This window comes from Sorangium sp. So ce590, from assembly GCF_051521365.1.
Classification (GTDB): domain Bacteria; phylum Myxococcota_A; class Polyangia; order Polyangiales; family Polyangiaceae; genus Sorangium.
The window spans coordinates 9,336,228-9,352,940 of the sequence record NZ_CP150346.1 but is presented as its reverse complement, the minus strand read 5'-3'; the positions used below and the strand labels follow the sequence as shown (position 1 = coordinate 9,352,940).

13 protein-coding genes are annotated in these 16,713 nt (G+C 70.0%); 4 read left to right on the top strand and 9 right to left on the bottom strand.

The window, feature by feature from the left end; all coding sequences use genetic code 11:
• Positions 1–286: 286 nt before the first annotated feature.
• Together WMF28_RS35445 and WMF28_RS35440 are read left to right on the top strand one after the other, a co-directional pair.
• Entirely contained in the window at positions 287–994 is a 708-nt protein-coding gene (locus tag WMF28_RS35445; RefSeq protein WP_437597950.1) for a hypothetical protein, read from the top strand.
• Between the two features lie 150 nt (positions 995–1,144).
• Positions 1,145–1,408 (top strand): hypothetical protein, encoded by a 264-nt coding sequence (locus WMF28_RS35440; RefSeq protein ID WP_437597949.1) that lies wholly within the window; start codon positions 1,145–1,147, stop codon positions 1,406–1,408.
• Positions 1,409–1,481: 73 nt separating this feature from the next.
• Here WMF28_RS35440 and WMF28_RS35435 read toward each other — a convergent pair whose 3' ends face one another.
• The 6 genes from WMF28_RS35435 to WMF28_RS35410 form a co-directional block, all read right to left on the bottom strand.
• Positions 1,482–2,822 carry a hypothetical protein gene (locus WMF28_RS35435; protein WP_437597947.1) on the bottom strand — a complete coding sequence of 447 codons (1,341 nt, stop codon included), beginning with the start codon at positions 2,820–2,822 and terminating at the stop codon, positions 1,482–1,484.
• Between the two features lie 447 nt (positions 2,823–3,269).
• Entirely contained in the window at positions 3,270–3,674 is a 405-nt protein-coding gene (locus WMF28_RS35430) for a hypothetical protein (protein WP_437597946.1), read from the bottom strand.
• 249 nt (positions 3,675–3,923) lie between these two features.
• A complete protein-coding gene (locus tag WMF28_RS35425) occupies positions 3,924–5,483 on the bottom strand; it encodes an SLC13 family permease (RefSeq protein WP_437597945.1) in 1,560 nt (519 codons plus the stop codon).
• 174 nt (positions 5,484–5,657) lie between these two features.
• Entirely contained in the window at positions 5,658–6,353 is a 696-nt protein-coding gene (locus tag WMF28_RS35420; RefSeq protein ID WP_437597944.1) for a mobilization protein, read from the bottom strand.
• 443 nt (positions 6,354–6,796) lie between these two features.
• On the bottom strand, positions 6,797–7,654 hold the full coding sequence (locus WMF28_RS35415) for an MBL fold metallo-hydrolase (protein WP_437597943.1): 858 nt from the start codon (positions 7,652–7,654) through the stop codon (positions 6,797–6,799).
• Positions 7,651–8,835 carry a thiolase family protein gene (locus tag WMF28_RS35410; protein ID WP_437597942.1) on the bottom strand — a complete coding sequence of 395 codons (1,185 nt, stop codon included), beginning with the start codon at positions 8,833–8,835 and terminating at the stop codon, positions 7,651–7,653. Before WMF28_RS35410 ends, WMF28_RS35415 begins: the two co-directional genes overlap by 4 nt.
• A 361-nt stretch (positions 8,836–9,196) precedes the next feature.
• Here WMF28_RS35410 and WMF28_RS35405 point away from each other — a divergent pair, with 361 nt between their 5' ends.
• Positions 9,197–9,769 (top strand): peroxiredoxin, encoded by a 573-nt coding sequence (locus WMF28_RS35405; protein ID WP_437597941.1) that lies wholly within the window; start codon positions 9,197–9,199, stop codon positions 9,767–9,769.
• Positions 9,770–10,163: 394 nt separating this feature from the next.
• Positions 10,164–12,281 carry a glycosyl hydrolase gene (locus WMF28_RS35400; RefSeq protein ID WP_437597940.1) on the top strand — a complete coding sequence of 706 codons (2,118 nt, stop codon included), beginning with the start codon at positions 10,164–10,166 and terminating at the stop codon, positions 12,279–12,281.
• Positions 12,282–12,294: 13 nt separating this feature from the next.
• Here WMF28_RS35400 and WMF28_RS35395 read toward each other — a convergent pair whose 3' ends face one another.
• Genes WMF28_RS35395 through WMF28_RS35385 form a run of 3 tightly spaced genes read right to left on the bottom strand, consistent with a single transcriptional unit; the run spans position 12,295 to position 16,690 of the window.
• Complete coding sequence (locus WMF28_RS35395; RefSeq protein ID WP_437597939.1) at positions 12,295–14,040, bottom strand: class II glutamine amidotransferase; 1,746 nt, start codon at positions 14,038–14,040, stop codon at positions 12,295–12,297.
• Between the two features lie 20 nt (positions 14,041–14,060).
• Entirely contained in the window at positions 14,061–15,095 is a 1,035-nt protein-coding gene (locus WMF28_RS35390; protein WP_437597938.1) for an alpha-E domain-containing protein, read from the bottom strand.
• Positions 15,092–16,690 carry a circularly permuted type 2 ATP-grasp protein gene (locus WMF28_RS35385; RefSeq protein WP_437597937.1) on the bottom strand — a complete coding sequence of 533 codons (1,599 nt, stop codon included), beginning with the start codon at positions 16,688–16,690 and terminating at the stop codon, positions 15,092–15,094. The genes WMF28_RS35390 and WMF28_RS35385 overlap by 4 nt, the downstream gene beginning before the upstream one ends.
• Between the last annotated feature and the right edge of the window lie 23 nt (positions 16,691–16,713).

The following is a 16,713-nucleotide window of genomic DNA, read 5'->3' as shown; positions in this document are numbered from 1 at the left end:
GAACGTCGATTTAAGAGCTGACAGACGGAGTGAATCGACGTACGATGTTCATAGACGTGGAGAGTTCCCGGCTGTCGTTGTGTTGAGCGACGTGCCGGAGGGCGTGCTGTGATCGGGGGGCGCGAGCGCTCCCCTTGGCTCGCTACCGAGGTCTCATCACGTGAAAACCAAGTCTGTTCTTGGATGCATTGGCATCCTTCTCGTGGCTACCGGCTGCATCGCGCCCGAGCTGGCGCTCGAAGCGGATGGCGAAGCAGCGAATGTCGACTCGAGCGCTGACGCGCTCGTGAGCGGTAATGCGCTGAGCTACAACGCGCTCAGCTACAATGCGTTGAGCTACAACGCGCTGAGCTACAACGCGCTCAGCTACAATACGTTGCGTCCGGCGGCAGCCTCCGCGCTGCAGGACTCCGGGATCGGCGGCGATCTCTTCCGGATGCTCGTGAAGTACACGGTCAGCTGCGCGCTCGACGCGTCTCAGGCTTTCCGCTTCTCCTGGACCGACGTGGCGGGCACGACCCACGACGAGGTCTATCACGGGGAGCTCGGCCTCGCCGACGAGTGGAGGCGAGGCCCGCTCCACGCGGCCGGCAAGCAGATCGTCTCCGCCTGTCTGGCGGCCCGCACGAACCGTTATGGCGCGTCGGTCGTCATCTCGATGCGATCGCACGAGAAGCCGCTGCGCCACGAGGTCGACCGGGACGAGCGCGAGGCGTATCCTCATGTCGAGGGCGCCTTCTGGGGAGATCTCTTCGCGGAGACGCCGTACCTGCGCGCCTGCTACAACGAGGCGAACGTCGAGGCGTCGCGCGCGGCGCGGCGCGACTGCGCCGCGGGGAGCGGGGACGAGGCCGAGCCCTGCGGGATGATCGAGATCGTCGGCAGCTGCCAGGACCATTGCAGCAAGCTCCACCCGCCCGGGCAGTATTACAAGGACTGCGACGATCCGGACTCGGACAAGACGCGCTATGTCATCACCACGGCGTTGCGCTGATCCCGTCCTTCGCTCGTTGCGCGCATCCGGCGCCGAACGTGCGGCGCCACGTCGACACCGGCGACGATCGCCGGTCGGCTCGATTCCAGCGCAGCGCTTGACTCGAGCAACCTACGCGGGGAGCGCCTCCAGAAGCTCAGCCTGGACAGGATGAGCGAGCCGCTGCGCGACGGCATTCACTACGGCAGCATCATCTCCACCGGCTGGTACCCGATCGTCTGGTACAAAGACCTCTTCCACGCCATCCGGCGCACCAGCGGTGAAGGCAAAGACCTCATCCACCAGATTGGCCGTCAGTGCACCCGCGACGACATGAGCGGCATCTACAAAGTCCTCGCGGCCCTCATCTCGCCTCGAGCTGGCCGCGCACTGGAGTTGAGAGCCCCGGCCCGGCGAAGCTCGACGCGCGGGTAAGCTGTCGAGTTGACCGGGGCGCCGCGGTCGGGAGCGACCGGGACAGCTCCAGCGCGCTCCGGCGCGTGGGCCGTCAGAACTGGTAGATGCCGCCCGTCTCGACGCCCCAGCCCAGGCGGTCGGCGTCCGTCTGCGCTGCGTCGTCAGGGCCGAGCTTGTGGCGCGTGAGCATCACGGAAGGTTCGAGCACGATCGAGAGCCCCTTCATGGGCGCGAAGGCGTAGCCCCCGCGCACGGTCACGTTGCGCTCGAAGCCGGGGCCATTGCCGCCCACGCGCGCGAGAGGGGTGGCCGGCGCTTCGGCCGTCGCCGCTCTCGCGGGCGTGTAGCCGAGCCGCATGTCGTCGGTGTTGAGCACCATCGCGGCCCCCGCGACGAGGTGCACAGAGTGGCGTTCGAGGAACGTGAGCTTCCCCGACACCCAGCCGCCTACCTCGGTGACGTCGTTCGTGCTGTAGCCCTGCCCGAGCGTCAGGAGGCCCAAGTTGGCGAGGTTCTGACCGCCGTACGCTTCGGCCCGCACGTTCAGCGGCCCGGACGTGACCTCGGCGAACAGGTTGCCACCCACCGCCAGCCGCCCCTCTTCGGTCGGCAGGTTCGCGTCGAAGGCCAGCTGCGTGCCGATCAGCGAGGCGCCCACCCATGCGGCCTTCTCGGCGCGATAGCTCGCACGCAGCGCGAAGGTGGGCGTGCGCGAGTACTCGACGTTGTTGAGGATGGCCGTGACGTTCTGGCTGACCAGACCGAGCGCGGCGCCCACCTCGACGCTGCCGAGGTTCGCGAGGTAGATGAACTGGTGACGCACGAAGCCCGAGTTTCCGGACTGAAAGAGCCCACCCACGATGTTGTACGTGTGCGTGTTCAGCGGCGAGAACAGATCCCAGGCCTGACCGAGCGTGAGCTTGTGCCCGTCGGCAGGAGACCACTCCACGTAAGCCTGACGCATGCGAAGGGTCGTCGCCTGAGCCGGCGAGGACTTGGCGAAATCCACGAAATCGACCTCGACCTGCGCCTTCACGGGCGTGCCCTCCCCGACGGCCACGCCAATGCGCGTCTGCTGCGCCTGAAAGCTCAGGCCGACGGCATCTGGATGGGAGAGGAACAGCGGGTTCGCCGCGGCCGTGGGGGCGACGTAGTTCGGGTTGCCGAAGGACTCGAGGCCGTTCCCCACGACGATCGTGGGCTTGACGATGCCGTAGACACGCACGAGAGGCTTGTCTTCGGCCTTCTTCTGCTCGACCGGAGGAGGCGCAGAAGGAGGCTCCACCACGGGGGGCAGCGCGGTCGCCGGCTCGGCTGGCGCAGCCTGCTGAGGCGGATCTGCCGTTTGCGCTTCGCTCGTGGCCGGCGCAGCAACTCCGGCCAGCGCGAGCGAGACGACAAGAGTTGCGCTAGGCGTCTTCCAGGTGCTCATGAAAAATCTCCTCTGGCGGTGAATCGGGTACGCGGGTTCAGTCCGGGTCACGTCTCGTGGAGGTCGGCGTCGATGCGGGGATCCCCGGTCTTGTGGAGGAAACAACCGCCGCGATCAACGTCACCATGAAGACTAAGATGGGATAAATAAGGCCCGTGTAGATGGTGCCAGTCCCGAACGTGGTCGTGGCCCAGGTCGACGCGGTGATGGCGATCAGAGGCAAGGCGCCGCCGACCCAGCCATTGCCCAGGGGCAGGGGATGGACATGGAGGTGCGGCGGATCTTTGTGGGGAAGCGCTCGACGAGGAACGCATGGGGGGCTCCCGAGAGCAGGGGCCGCGCAATGCAATTCCAGCATGCCAAGAATTTCAGCGGGGGCTCGAGGTATGACACGAGCCCATACTACCGAATTCCTCGGATTGCCAACAAATGCCGCGGCTTGTCGCTCTAGGAAGACTGGTCGATTTCCCGCAGCGTGTCGCGGAGCGCCCGGGCCTCGGCCCCCTCGAGGACCATGGACGCTGACAGGTACGTGGGCACGTGTTCGCGATACTCCACGGGCTGGAAGGCGGCGAAGGCACCGGACGCTGTGTAGGCGAGATCCAGGCGCACGGCGGAGGTGTCCGGCTCGCCCTCATCGTCGAGGGCGAAGGGGAGCTTCGCGATGGCGGCGAAGTCCCGCCTCTCCAGGGCGGCGGTGAGGGCATCGGCGGAGCAGGTGAAATAGCGGAAGCCTTCCTCCACCTTCTCACCCGTGGGGGTGTAGACAAGCTCGCTCAGGATCAGCCACTTGCGACGGGTGGTGAAGCGAGGATCGGCGCGCAGGAAGTCGGACAGGTCTTTGATCTCCATGATCCGTTCATACCGCAACCGCGCCCGGAAGTCTCCTATCATTCATCTCCGGTGGGATCTCCCGAACCCACGTTTCGCGCCTGGGACAATCCCCCTATCGTCTCCGGTCCCTTGCGTCCCCCGCGCCCCTGCGGTCCTCTTTATCTCCCGTCATCTCCCGTCGTCTCAATGCCCCGCGATCATCGGACGATGGGGAGCGAAGCGCCGTCGCGTGATCACCCTCGGTTCACCCGGACCGGGGGCAATGGGTTAGCTGCCAAACAGGTGACGCGCGTAGCCGTACACATAGGCCGTGATGAGCACGGCGGCGGCGACGTTGAGGACGAAGCCCGTCTTGATCATGACGGGGAGCCGCACGTAGCCGCTGCCGAACACGATGGCGTTGGGCGGCGTGCCGGTGGGCAGCATGAAGTCGCAGGACGCGGCGATCGTGGCCGCGAACAGCACCCCGAGATCCCGAGGGAGCACGTTGAGGGCGACGTTCACGGTCGCGGTGTTGGACGCCAGCGCCGACAGCGCGACCGTGGCCCCGCTGGCGAGCCCGAGCTGCGCGAGCAACGGCGCTTCCGCGACGACCGCGAGCTTCGCGGTCATCCACGCGGAGAGCCCGCCCCCCTCGATACCGGCCGCCATCGCGAAGCTGCCGCCGAGCAGGACGAGCGTGCCCCATGGCATCCGCCGCACCGAGGCAAACGAGAGGGCGCGCAGGGCGAGCAGGCTGAACGCCGCCAGGAGCGCCACGCCCGCCTCGTAGTGCTTGCCCTGCACCCTGAAGTCGGCCGCGGAGCCCGACCCGAGCGCCGCGCCGAGGCCCTGCAGCGCTGCCTGGAGCGGCGGGGCGAGCACGGCGCGCAGCGGGTCGCCGAGGATCCAGAGCGCGCTCGCCGCCGCGAAGACGACGGCGACCTTCTTCTCCCCGCGGCCCATCGGGCCCATCGCCGCGAGCTCGAGGTCGAGCACGTCGCGCGCGTGGCCGGCGCCGAGCCGGTCCCGCTTGCCCACGCGCCAGAGGGCGAGCCAGAGCAGCGGGACGAAGAGGACCACGAACGGCAAGGCGAGCGTCATGTACTCGAGGAAGCCGATGTCACGGTGCAGCTTGTCGGCGAGGAAGCCGCAGAAGATGGAGTTCACGCCGGTGCCGATCTTCGTGCCGATGCCCCCGACGTTGGAGGCGTAGGCCACCCCCAGCATGATCGCCGTCCCGAAATGCGAGAGCCGGCGCCCTCCAGCGGCGGACTCCAGCTGCGCGAGCAGGGCGAGGCCGATCGGGACCATCATCACGGCGGTCGCGGTGTTGGAGATCCAGAGGGAGATGCCGCTCGTCGCGACGAGCATGCCGAGCAGGAGCCGCTTCGGGTCGGTGCCGATGGCCCGCATGATGTGGAGCGCCACCCGCCGGTGCAGGCTCCACTGCTCCATGGCAGCGCCGATCGCCATGCCGCCGAGGAACAGGAAGATATAGGCATCGAGGAACGGCGCGACGGCGCGGGCCGCGTCGCCGGCGGGCCCGCGGCCGAAGACGCCGAGCAGCGGGAAGAGCACGAGCGGCAAGCACGCGGTGTACGCGATGGGGAGCACCTCGAAGAGCCACCACAGCGCCATCCACGCCGCGACCGCGGCCGCGTACGCAGGGCGGTGGCCGTAGCCGGGGATGGCGTGGAGCCCGCTCGGGATGAGCGCGATCGCGAGGGCGGCGGCCGGGCCCGACGCGACGCCGAGCCAGCGCAGCGGGCTGAGGCGCAGAGCGGGCGTGCGGCCTCGGCGTGACGCTCCCGGCGGCGTGGCGCAATGGTCGGACTGGCCCTGCATGCCGCGACTCTGGCACAGGCATCTCCCTTCCGCAGAGCTCGTCGTCGGAATCGTAGGAGTCGTAAAAATCGTGGGAATCGTAAAAATCGTAGGAAGAGGAGATGACCACCTGAAAACGACGGTGCCGTGCCACCTCGGGCGCCGGGGCGCCCGGCGCGTCGTGACCGCTCACGCTCAGACCACGTCGGCGCGCGTGAGCTGGTCGAACGCGGTCTGCAGCCACACCTTCACGCGCTGGCGATCCATCCTCGTGAAGGTCTCACCCCCGATCGCCGGGTTGTTGACCGCGGCCCAGAAGCTCACGTCGAGGTGATCGATCTTCTGCATGGCGGCCGGGTGCAGCTCGGGCAGGTCGAGGACCACGGCGCCTTGCGCCTGGGCCGCCGCCCGGGTCGGCGAGCGATCGAAGGGCGAGAAATCCTTGCCCCGGCCCTGGTTCCTCACGATGCAGTAGCGCGCCGCCGTCCCGCCGCGCTTGAGCAGCCGATCCAGCGTGAGTAACGAGTCTTTGCCGTCGTCCATCACGTGCCAGAACACGAGCTCGACGCCGCACTCTCGCGCCAGGTCGAGGACCCCCGCCTCCGTGATCCAGGCGAAGAGGGGGCGCTCGCTCTGCGCCGGCAGGTCCACCACCACCCGGCGCTCGGCCTCTGTTGCCAGCGCCATGAGGTCGTCGGCGCTCTCGAAGCGGGTGAGGTCCACCGGCCGGCTGTGCTCGGCATAGTGCCGCAGCAGCGCCCCGTGCGAGCCATCGGCGTCCAGGGCAATGAAGGGGAGCGCGCGATCGATGCAGTACTGGGCGACAAGACGCGCCACCACCGACTTGCCGACGCCGCCCTTCTCGCCCCCGATGAAATGAATCGTGCTCATCGGCGCACCCTAGTTGTCTGCGCTCGCGCGCGCAACGCGGTTCTCGGTCACGGCGCGGTGTCCAGGAGGTTTCGTCGGCGGCGCTCGCGCCGTGGACCTCGCCGTGCTGGGCCGCATCCGTCAACCGTCAGGAGAGCGCTTTCGTGGCGGTCTTCGCCCCAAGGACGTTATCGGCCCAGCGGTCGAGGGTGGCAATGTCCGTGCATGCCTGGATGCGCGCGCTCTCGCTCTCGGTGAGCACGATCCCTCCACGGGCAAGCAGCTGCCGCAGCGTGCGATGAATGGGAGCGAATCGGTGACCCGCGCCCGCCCCGGGGTGGTGGTCAAAGGCATCACGTAAATTGCTTCTCCGCTGCTCGCGACCGAGAGCCGACACGCTCGCTCGGCACAGGCGCGACAACAGGGGAGGATGACGAGGCGTGGACTCCGCGCGCGATCGGGCGTCATTCCGCGTCGCCCGCCGCCCGCCGCCACCCGCCCTCGCCCCGCCGAGCCCGCCCCTCGCGCTCCAGCTTGATCAGGTGCGCCTCAAGGCTCAGCCGCGCGAGCGGCCAGAGCGCCGGCGCCGTGTCCGCGTAGGCGAGCGGCAGGAGCGCATCGAGCGACGCGCCGCCCTCGCCGGCCGCCGCGAGCGCCCCGAGCACCCGCTGCTCGCGCAGCCGCCGGTGCGCGACGTAGCGCCGGAACAGGGCCTCGGGCGCGTCGATCGGCCCGCCGTGCGCGGGCAGGACCACCTGGGCGCCGAGCGCCGCGAGCCGCTCGAGCTGCGCCAGGTACTCCGCCATGTCGCCCTCCCGGGGATCGATCAGGATCGTCCCCGCGCCGGCCACCATGTCGCCGCAGACAAGGGCGCCCCGCGCCTCGTCGAGGAAGCAGAGGTGATCCGGCGCGTGCCCCGGCGTGTGGAGCACGCGGAGCGCCGTGGGCGCCGGCCCGTCGAGCCGCACAACCTCCCCGTCCGAGAGGTGGCGCGCGACAGGGACGTCGCGGAGGCGCGCGGCCGCCTCGGCGTGCGCCCAGACCGGCAGGCCGAGCTCGGCCGCGAAGAACCGCGCGCCCCCCACGTGGTCGGCGTGGTGGTGGGTCACCGCGATCGCCACGATCACCCGCCCCCCGGAGGCGAGGCCGCGCGCCCACGCGAGCCACGCGCGGCGCTCGTCCTCGTACGGGGTGGCCGGCTCGACGAGCAGCACCTCGCGGCCGCCGAGCGCGTAGCTGTTCGTGTGGGTCGCCGGCGGCAGCGTCGGCGTGCGCGCGGCGAAGGCCTCCACGCCCGCCGTGATGGGCCGCGGCCGGATCACCGCTCCAGGACGACCGCGAGCGCCTCGCCGCCGCCGATGCAGAGCGTGGCGAGGCCGCGCTTCGCGTTGCGGTCCTTCATGGCGAAGAGCAGCGTCGTCAGGATGCGCGCCCCGCTCGCGCCGATCGGATGGCCGAGCGCGACCGCGCCGCCGCGGATGTTGACCTTCTGGGCGTCGAGCCCGGCGAGCTTGTTCACGGCGAGCGCCACCACCGCGAACGCCTCGTTCACCTCGAACAGGTCGATCTGGTCGGTCGTCAGGCCGAGCTTCTTCGTGGTGTTCGCGATCGCCGCGGCCGGCGCCGTCGTGAACCACTCGGGCGCCTGCGCGGCGCCGCCGTAGCCGACGATCCGCGCGAGCGGCGTGAGCTTGTGCTCCTTCACGGCGCGCTCGCTCGCCAGGACGAGCGCGCTCGCGCCGTCGTTGATCGACGAGGCGTTGGCCGCGGTGATCGTCCCGTCCTTCTGGAAGGCGGGCCTCAGCGAGGCGAACTTCTCGGGCTTGCCGGCCGGCGGGCCCTCGTCGTCCTTCACGACCACGGCGTCGCCCTTCCTCTGCGGGACGGAGACGGGCGCGATCTCCGCGGCGAACAGCCCCTCGCGCTGGGCCGCGAGCGCCCGGCGGAAGCTCTCCCTCGCGTACTCGTCCTGCGCCTCGCGCGAGAAGCCGTGCTCCCTGGCGCACGCGTCGCCCGCCGTGCCCATGTGGAAGTTGCCGTACGGGTCCCAGAGGCCGTCATGGATCATGCCGTCCACGAGCTTGCCGTCGCCCATGCGGTAGCCGGAGCGCGCCTGCGGGAGGTAGTAGGGCACGTTGGACATCGACTCCATGCCGCCGGCGACCACGACGTCCGCGTCGCCCAGCGCGACCGTCTTCGCGCCGAAGATGACCGCCTGGAGGCCCGAGCCGCAGACCTTGCTCACCGTGGTGGCCGGGACCTTGCTCGGGATGCCGGCATAGATCGCGGCCTGCCGGGCGGGCGCCTGCCCGATGCCGGCGGACAGAACGTTGCCGAGGAAGACCTCCTCGACGGCGTCCGGAGAGAGCCTCGCCCGCTCGAGGGCCGCCCGGATGGCGACCTCGCCCAGGCGGGGGGCGGGCAAGGGCGAGAGTGCACCCTGGAACGCGCCGATCGGCGTCCGGGCCGCTGCGACGATGTACACGGGGACGGGTAGGGTCATGATCTCCTCCAGCGGCGCTGGCGCCTTCTCATTCAATGACGCCGTCGAGCGCGTCGTGCGAATGTGCCTTGTGGGTACCTCGGTTGCCCTGTGGGGGCAAGCCGGCCCGGGGCGCTGCTCTTCTGCCTGCACGCGCGCAGCCCGACAGCGTTCGCCGCTCCACATCGGCTCGCCCGCCGCCGCCCCCGACGGCCGGGCGGGCGCCGGGGGACGGGAGCCACGCCCCACCCGAGCCGGATCCGGGCCGGCGCGCCCGGGGCAGTCTTGTGGTACGCCGGCGACGTCGCGTGTATCGTGCGCGCCGCGGGGCCGGAGGGGGTCAGTCCTCCCTGCGCCCGCTCAGACAAGGAGCGAACGAGCGATGGTGAATGCAGGCGACCGTGCCCCGGACTTCTCCCTCGAGAGCGACGGCGGCAAGAGGGTGGGACTCGCCGATTTTCAGGGCAAGACGGTCGTCCTCTACTTCTATCCGAAGGACGACACGCCGGGCTGCACGCGGGAGGCACAGGCCTTCTCCGCCGCCCTCGACGCGTTCGCCGAGGCAGGCGCCGTCGTGCTCGGCGTCTCCCGCGACTCCGTCGATCGCCACCGGAAGTTCAGGGACAAGTACGATCTCGGGGTGACGCTCCTCAGCGATCCGGACCTCGTCGCGCACAACGCTTACGGCGCCTACGGCGAGAAGACGATGTACGGCAAGAAGGTGATGGGCACGATCCGGAGCACGTTCATCATCGGTCCCGACCGCGAGGTGAAGCGCGCCTTCAGCGGTGTGAAGGTCGACGGACACGCCGACGCCGTGCTCGCGCTCGTGCGCGGCGGCGGCGCGCCCGAGGCGCCGCCCGCGCGCCGCGCGGCCGCGACGAGCGCGGCCAAGGCGCCCGCGAAGAAGGCCGCCCGCAAGGCGCCCGCAAAGCCCGCTGCCAAGCCACGATAAGGGGCCGCCCGACGGCCGGGCCCCGACATGAAGGCGGGGCGGTCGGGAGAAATGCACCAATTATTTCGGTGCTTTGTCGCCTTCATGCGAGCTCCCTCCGGGCAGACGCGATCACGACCGGCGGACAACGACGTAGCCGACTCGCGGCGTGCGCGCCGGCGATCGCCTGATTGATGGCGTCGCGGGGGCCTCCGCGCGCCGACGGCCGCGCTCGCCAGGCTGGACGGGTCCCGCGCTTCGTGAAAGAATCTTGCTCCGTTGCTTGCAGATCGATGAAAATACCACGACGCCAGGGCTCATCTCTCGATCCGCTTCACATCAGATGGAGCGATGAGCGCTGGAGCGAGGGAGCAGGAGAATGATTTTGAAGCATCCGATGCTACGGACTTTCACTTTGCTGAGTTGCCTCGGCGCGATCGTCGCCTGCGGCGGCGATGACCCTCCTCCGCCGCCGCCGGTCAACAACGACGGGGGCGGCGGCGGCGAGGGCGGCGCGGGGGGCGAGGGCGGCTCCGGCGGCGTGCCGATCGAGACGTGGGACCTCGACCGCGGCAAGGCGCTGTCGACCGTCGAGCCGGAGTTCGAGCAGGCGCAGCACCCGCTCGATCCGGGCGCCGCCCTGGCCGGCTCCAGGGCCCCGCGCGCCACGAACGCCACCTGGATGAACTTCGTGCTCGGCGACGGCGATCAGCGGATCAACGCCGCGCCGTACGACCTCAAGGCGCTCGGACAGGCCCTGTCGGTCGCCCGGCCGCCCGTCGTGGTGAACAGCACGGCCGTCACGACGGCCGATGTGTCGCAGTTCGGCCTCAGCGCGCGCGAGGCCTTCTCCAGCCATGCGGTCACGTCGTACGATCTCCTGTCGGTCACCGTGGCGTGGACGGCGCAGGGCGGCACCATGACGGCGCCCATCGTCTACGGGATGCCGTACGTGACGACCACGTACGCCGGGCTCCGGCCCTCCGTGCGCGTCGGCGACGGCGTGGCGATCACCGAGGTCAACGGCGAGTCCACGAGCCCCACCGAGGTCACGGGGGATCGATTCGAGATCTCCCTCAACAACGGCCAGAAGTGGGTCCTCTATGCGTTCCCCGAGATCACCCTCGAGTGGGACGCCCTCTCCATGGCGGCTGACGAGAAGTACGAGGGCTCGCTCCGCCTCGCGCTTGTGCCGGGGCCGAACGCCGCGGCCGAGCTCGACGAGCACGCCGCCGTCATCCCTGTCGGCGGCGACATCGAGGCGTCGGTCAAGGAGGACACCGCCTCGGTGCGCTTCGTCTGGAGGACGGAAGGGGAGGGTGATCTCCTGACCATGGCCCTGCCGCACCACATGAAGCACCTCGACAAGCTGCAGACCGCAGACATCTCGTATCCGACCGTGATCGGGAAGATGACGGGAGTCTCCGGCGCGACCTGGGAGCTCGTGTACCCGCTCAGCACGATCGGCTGGGACGCGCCGCGCCGCGCCTCGGACGAGTGGGGCGACGCCCTGGTGGACGCCCTCGAGGACGACAGGACGTTCACGCCCGACCAGGCGGTCGTCGGCACGAACCCCTATCTCGGGGGCAAGCAGATCGCGAAGCTCGCGCGCCTCGCGCAGATCGCCGAGGTGGTCGGCAAGGCGGATCTCGCCGAGGAGCTCAGGGCGCGGCTCAAGTCGCACCTCAACCCGTGGCTCAACGGCGAGAACGCGAACCCCCTCGTCTATGACACGACCTGGGGCGGCCTCGTGACGACCAACGGCCTGGCGGACGAGACCGCCGACTTCGGCCAGGGGTATTACAACGATCACCACTTCCACTACGGCTACTTCCTCTACGCCGCGGCCGTCCTGGCGAAGTACGACGCGAACTGGCGCGACGAGTACGGCGACAAGGCCCTCTGGCTCGTCCGCGACATCGCGAACCCGAGCACCAAGGACACGAGTTTCACGCCGTTCCGCAGCATGGATTGGTACAGGGGGCACTCCTGGGCTTCGGGGTTGTTCCCGTTCGCGGACGGCCGTAACCAGGAGTCGACGTCCGAGGCCGTCCACGCCTGGTACAGCATGCAGCTGCTCGGCGACGCGCTCGAGAACGACGACGTGAAGAACATCGGCCGGGTGCTCCTCGCCCTGGAGACGGCCTCGGCGCAGACGTACTGGCAGGTCACCTCGGACAGCACCGTCTACGATGTGCCATTCAAGGACAACGGCGCCGTCGGCGTCCTCTGGTCCACGAAGGCCGACTTCGGGACGTGGTTCGGGCCGAACCCGGAGTACGTCTATGGCATCCAGGTGCTCCCGATCACCCCCATCTCGGAGTCGCTCCTCTCCAAGACGTGGATCACGGACACCTGGCCGGCGATGGAAGCTGCCATGAGCGGACCGGACGACGCCTGGAACGCCTTCCTGATCGCGGCGCACGCGACCGTCGACAAGGAGGTGGCCTGGGCCGAGGCACAGGAGCAGACCGTGCTCGACGACGGCCTCAGCCGGACCGCGCTCCTCTACTGGATCGCCACGCGGCCCTGAGCCGCGCTCTCCCTCAATCGATCGGCTCGACCCGCACGTCGACCTCGAGGCGCTCGGCGCCACCCCCCACGAAGATGGTGCCCGAGGTCGGCGTCGCGTCCACGTAGTTGCGCCCGACCGCGACGCGGATGTGGTCGGTCTGCGTCAGGATCCCGTTCGTCGGGTCGAACCCCTTCCACCCGATCTCGGGCAGATACACCTGCGCCCAGGCGTGCGACGCCTCGCTCTGCCGGTGGTTCTCGTGCTTCGGCCCCGTGTAGATGTAGCCGCACACGTAGCGCGACGGCACGCCGAGCAGCCGCGTCAGGCAGATGAACAGGTTCGCGAAGTCCTGGCACACGCCGCGGCGGTTCGCGTAGACGTCGAACGCCGTCGTGGACAGGTTCGTCGCCCCCTGCTTGTACTCGTACTCCTCGTAGATCGACGCGTTCAGGTCGAGCAGCGTGTCGAGCAGGTCGTAGTCGTTCCGCTCGACGAAGGTCATCGCGTACTCGCTGAGCTCCGCGAGCTCGCTCTCCGCCAGCTCCGGCGGCAGGAGGAACGGCTGCAGGATCTGCCGCTGCCACGGCATCCACACGAGCGGGATCGTCGACCGGGCGCGCAGCGGGCGGAAGCTCAGCGGATCGGTGTCGAGCAGCTCCACCCGCGACCTCGACTCGATGACGAGCTCCCTGAACGGCGTCTCGAGCAGCACCCGCCGCGCGCGGTTGCCGAAGACGTCGTCGTACTCGCGCTGCTTGCCCTCGACCGACAGGTCGATCTCGTTGTGGAGCAGCGCCTGCAGCCGGTCGTGCGCCGGCGTCACCCGCAGGAGGTGCGTGCTGCGCTCCACCGCGGTCATGTAGTGGTACGCCGTGCGATGCACGACCTGGAAGCGGCGGATCGAGGCGTGCTTGGGGCGCCGGACCGGCCGCGACGAGAGCGGCGGCGAGGACGGGGACGGCCGGCGCCGGTCGATGCGCGGAGACGCCGTGGCCCGCAGCGCGCCCTGCCGCAGCACCACGAGGTGGCCCGGAGGGACGCGCGCCCAGGCCGCCGGCTGCGCCCCGGCATGGACCTTGAGCTCCTCCGACGAGACGATGACGCCCTTGCGGCTCTTGACCCCCCGGCGGGTGAGGTCGACCTCGAGGTCGTCGTCCCCGAACGCGAGGCGCTCGTACGGCGGCAGCACCTCCCACAGGAACGCGTCCCCCTCGCGATCGCGATCCGCGTAGACGACGAGGTCGCGGCCGTCGGCCAGCACCGACGTGAGCGGGCCGTGCTCGTTCATCTCGTCGAACCAGTCGCGCAGCACCGCAGGATCGATGTCGCCGAGGCTCCGCAGGCCCTCCGACGCCATCCAGCGCATGAGCTCGCACAGGATGAGCTCCGTGTCCGTCGAGCCGACCGGCTGGAAGAGCGACTTCGGATCGACCTCGATCCGGTCGACAAGGCTGCCGCTGTGCGCGAACAGCCAGTCGCGCCCGCCCCAGCTCCGGCTGAACGGCTGCGTGTTGGCGTCGTTGATGCTGCCCCACGTCGCCGTGCGGATGTGCAGCACGAGCAGCGACGACTCGAGGTGCTCCCACGCCTTCACGAGCTCGCTGCGGATGCTCCCCTGCGGCGGCGCCGGCTCCTTCAGCACCGTGGCGCTCGGCTCGCCGCCCGGGTAGTACCCGATGCCCCAGCCGTCGGGCAGCCTGCCCCCGGGGCGCAGGCAGAGGAGATCGAAACACGGGGCGAGCTCGCCCTCGAACGACATCGCGAGGAGATTCGGCATGGATACGTCGGCGGGTCGGGTTACTGGCTCGTGACCGAGGGGCTGCTGTCGGGCGGCCCGTAACCGAGCAGCTCGCGACCGATACCGTCGCAGATCGTGGCTGTCTCGTCGACCACATGGGTGAGCGCCGCGTGGACCGAGAGCGGATCGAGCGCCTCGCTCGCCCTGTCGGCGACCCACTGGTGCAAGAGGTGCAGCCGCTCCACGCTCTCGCCCCCGGGGAGCGTCGCGCTCTCCGGCGGGCGGATCTCGCAGAGCCGCACGAACGCCGCGTGCACACAGTGCCGGATCGAGCGCGGGAAGCGGGGCTCGAAGAGGAGGAACTGTGCGACCGCCTGCGCGTTCACCTGACCCTGGTTCAGCTTCATGAACGGCTCGAACCCGGAGCAGGCGCGGAGGAGCGAGAGCCAGAGCGCGGTCTCGACCACCCGGTGCTGCCTGGACTCGCCGCCCTGCGCCTGGCCGTTGCTGTCCGACGCAGGCCGCTCCAGGTGGGTCAGGGCGTGGTGGTGGACGTCGAGCGTGCGCGCGGTCTGCCCGACGCGCTCGAGCAGCACGCCGAGCCAGATGAAATCGAGCGGGCCGTCGTGGAGCATCGTGCTCTGGGTGAGCCCGAGGCAGAGCTGCGTGAGCTGCCGGACGCGCCGGTAGAACGCGTAGCGGCTCGACCTGAACTCCTCCAGCGCCTGCTCGCTGTTCATCCAGAGGTGGAGCTCGTTGACGGTCTCCCACGCCTCGAGGCTGACGACCTCGCGGATCGACCGCGCGTTGAAGCGCGCCGCGGAGCTCGACCTGCGGAGGCTCGTCGTGTTGTCCTCGTCGAAGCTCATGTAGCGCTGCACGAGCTCGCCGTCGGCCGCGGCGTCCTCGCCGTGCTCGGCGGCGAAGTGCTCCTTCTGGCCGGCCACGATGATGACCGGCAGCCAGCACTGCTGCTCCGAGAGCTCGGTGTCGAGCGCGAGGTTCTGCGTGACGGCGAGGATCCGGGCCACGCTCTCGGTCCGCTCGAGGTAGCGGCCGAACCAGAAACAGTGATCGGCGACGCGGGAGATCACAGGGCCTCCGGGGGGTCGGAGGGCGGCGGCGCGGAGGGCGGCGGCGTGCTGGGCGGGCCGTTGCTCGCGGCCCCGGGGGCCGGGTCCGCGGCGCCCACCGACGGGGCGCGCTGCTCGACGTCCCACGGGCCCTTCAGCACCCACGTGTCCTTCGAGCCCCCGCCCTGGCTGGAGTTGACGACGTACGAGCCGGCCACGAGCGCGACGCGCGTGAGCCCGCCCGGCAGCACCCACGGGCCGTCGCGGCCCGTCAGCACGTACGGGCGGAGGTCGAGCCGGCGCGGGACCGCGACCCTGGAGGCCGGATCCCAGGTGGGGCTTGTCGACAGCTCGATCCGGTGCTGCGCGATGTAGCGGCGCGGCGCCGCCTCGATGCGCGCGCGGAACTCCTCCCGCTGCGCGGCGGTCGACTGCGGCCCCATGAGCATGCCGTAGCCGCCGGCCTCGTCCACCGCCTTGACGACCAGCTCGTCGAGGTGCTCGAGCACGTAGCGGCGATCGCCGTCGCGCATGCACAGGTAGGTGGGGACCTGATCGAGGATCGGCTCCTCGCCGAGGTAGTAGCGGATCATCTCCGGCACGAAGGGGTACACGGCCTTGTCGTCGGCCACGCCGTTGCCGGGCGCGTTCGCGAGCGCGACGTTGCCGGCGGCGTAGGCGCGCATCAGGCCGCGCACGCCGAGCACGCTGTCGGGGCGGAAGGCCTCGGGGTCGAGGAACGCCTCGTCGATGCGGCGGTAGATGACGTGGACCCGGCGCGGGCCGCGCGTCGTGCGGGCGAAGACCTGATCCTGATCGACGAACAGGTCGGGGGCCTGCACGAGCTCCAGCCCCATCGTGCGCGCGAGGAAGCTGTGCTCGAAGTAGGCCGAGTTGTACGGCCCCGGCGTGAGCACGACCGCGCTCGTGCCGCTCGGGTCCACGGGCGAGACCGAGCGCAGCGTCTCGGCGAGGCGGGCCGGGTAATGGTCGACCCGCTGGACGCGCGCCGTGTCGAGCAGGTGCGGCAGCACGCGCTTGCTGATGAGCCGGTTCTCCAGGACGTAGGAGACGCCGGACGGGGTGCGGAGGTTGTCCTCGAGGACGCGGAAGGTCCCGGCCGGATCGCGGATGATGTCGACGCCCGCGATGTGGATGCGCACCCCGCCCGGGGGCCGCAGGCCGTGGACCTGCTTCAGGTACTGCCCCGAGCCGAGCACGAGGTCGCGGGGGATGCGCTCCTGCTGGAGGATGCGCTGGTCGCCGTAGATGTCGTCGAGGAACAGGCCGAGCGCGCGGACCCGCTGCTCGAGGCCGCGCTCCATGTGGGCCCAGTCCGCCGCGGAGAGCATCCGGGGGATGAGGCAGAGCGGGAAGATCTTCTCCGCGCCGCGCTGGTCCGCGTAGACCGAGAAGGTGACGCCCTGGTTGAGCAGGGCGATCTCCGCGAGCTGCTGCGCGCGCGCGAACTCGTTCGGCGCGAGCGCGCCGAGGAGCGTGGCAGTGCGCAGGAACTCGGGTCGAGGGGCGCCGCCGGGACCAAACAGCTCGTCGTAGGCGCCGGGGAGGGGAGTGTAGCCGGCGAAGAGGCCGGCACCCGGGGTCTCTAACAACACTTGAGCGAAGCTACCGCTTTCGG

Bases quoted from the DNA above. Each gene is read 5' to 3' on its own strand.
- WMF28_RS35420 (WP_437597944.1), bottom strand. From the start codon at position 6,353: ATGAGCACGATTCATTTCATCGGGGGCGAGAAGGGCGGCGTCGGCAAG.
- WMF28_RS35425 (WP_437597945.1), bottom strand. From the start codon at position 5,483: ATGCAGGGCCAGTCCGACCATTGCGCCACGCCGCCGGGAGCGTCACGC.
- WMF28_RS35435 (WP_437597947.1), bottom strand. From the start codon at position 2,822: ATGAGCACCTGGAAGACGCCTAGCGCAACTCTTGTCGTCTCGCTCGCG.
- WMF28_RS35395 (WP_437597939.1), bottom strand. From the start codon at position 14,040: ATGCCGAATCTCCTCGCGATGTCGTTCGAGGGCGAGCTCGCCCCGTGT.
- WMF28_RS35405 (WP_437597941.1), top strand. From the start codon at position 9,197: ATGGTGAATGCAGGCGACCGTGCCCCGGACTTCTCCCTCGAGAGCGAC.
- WMF28_RS35440 (WP_437597949.1), top strand. From the start codon at position 1,145: ATGAGCGAGCCGCTGCGCGACGGCATTCACTACGGCAGCATCATCTCC.
- WMF28_RS35410 (WP_437597942.1), bottom strand. From the start codon at position 8,835: ATGACCCTACCCGTCCCCGTGTACATCGTCGCAGCGGCCCGGACGCCG.
- WMF28_RS35430 (WP_437597946.1), bottom strand. From the start codon at position 3,674: ATGGAGATCAAAGACCTGTCCGACTTCCTGCGCGCCGATCCTCGCTTC.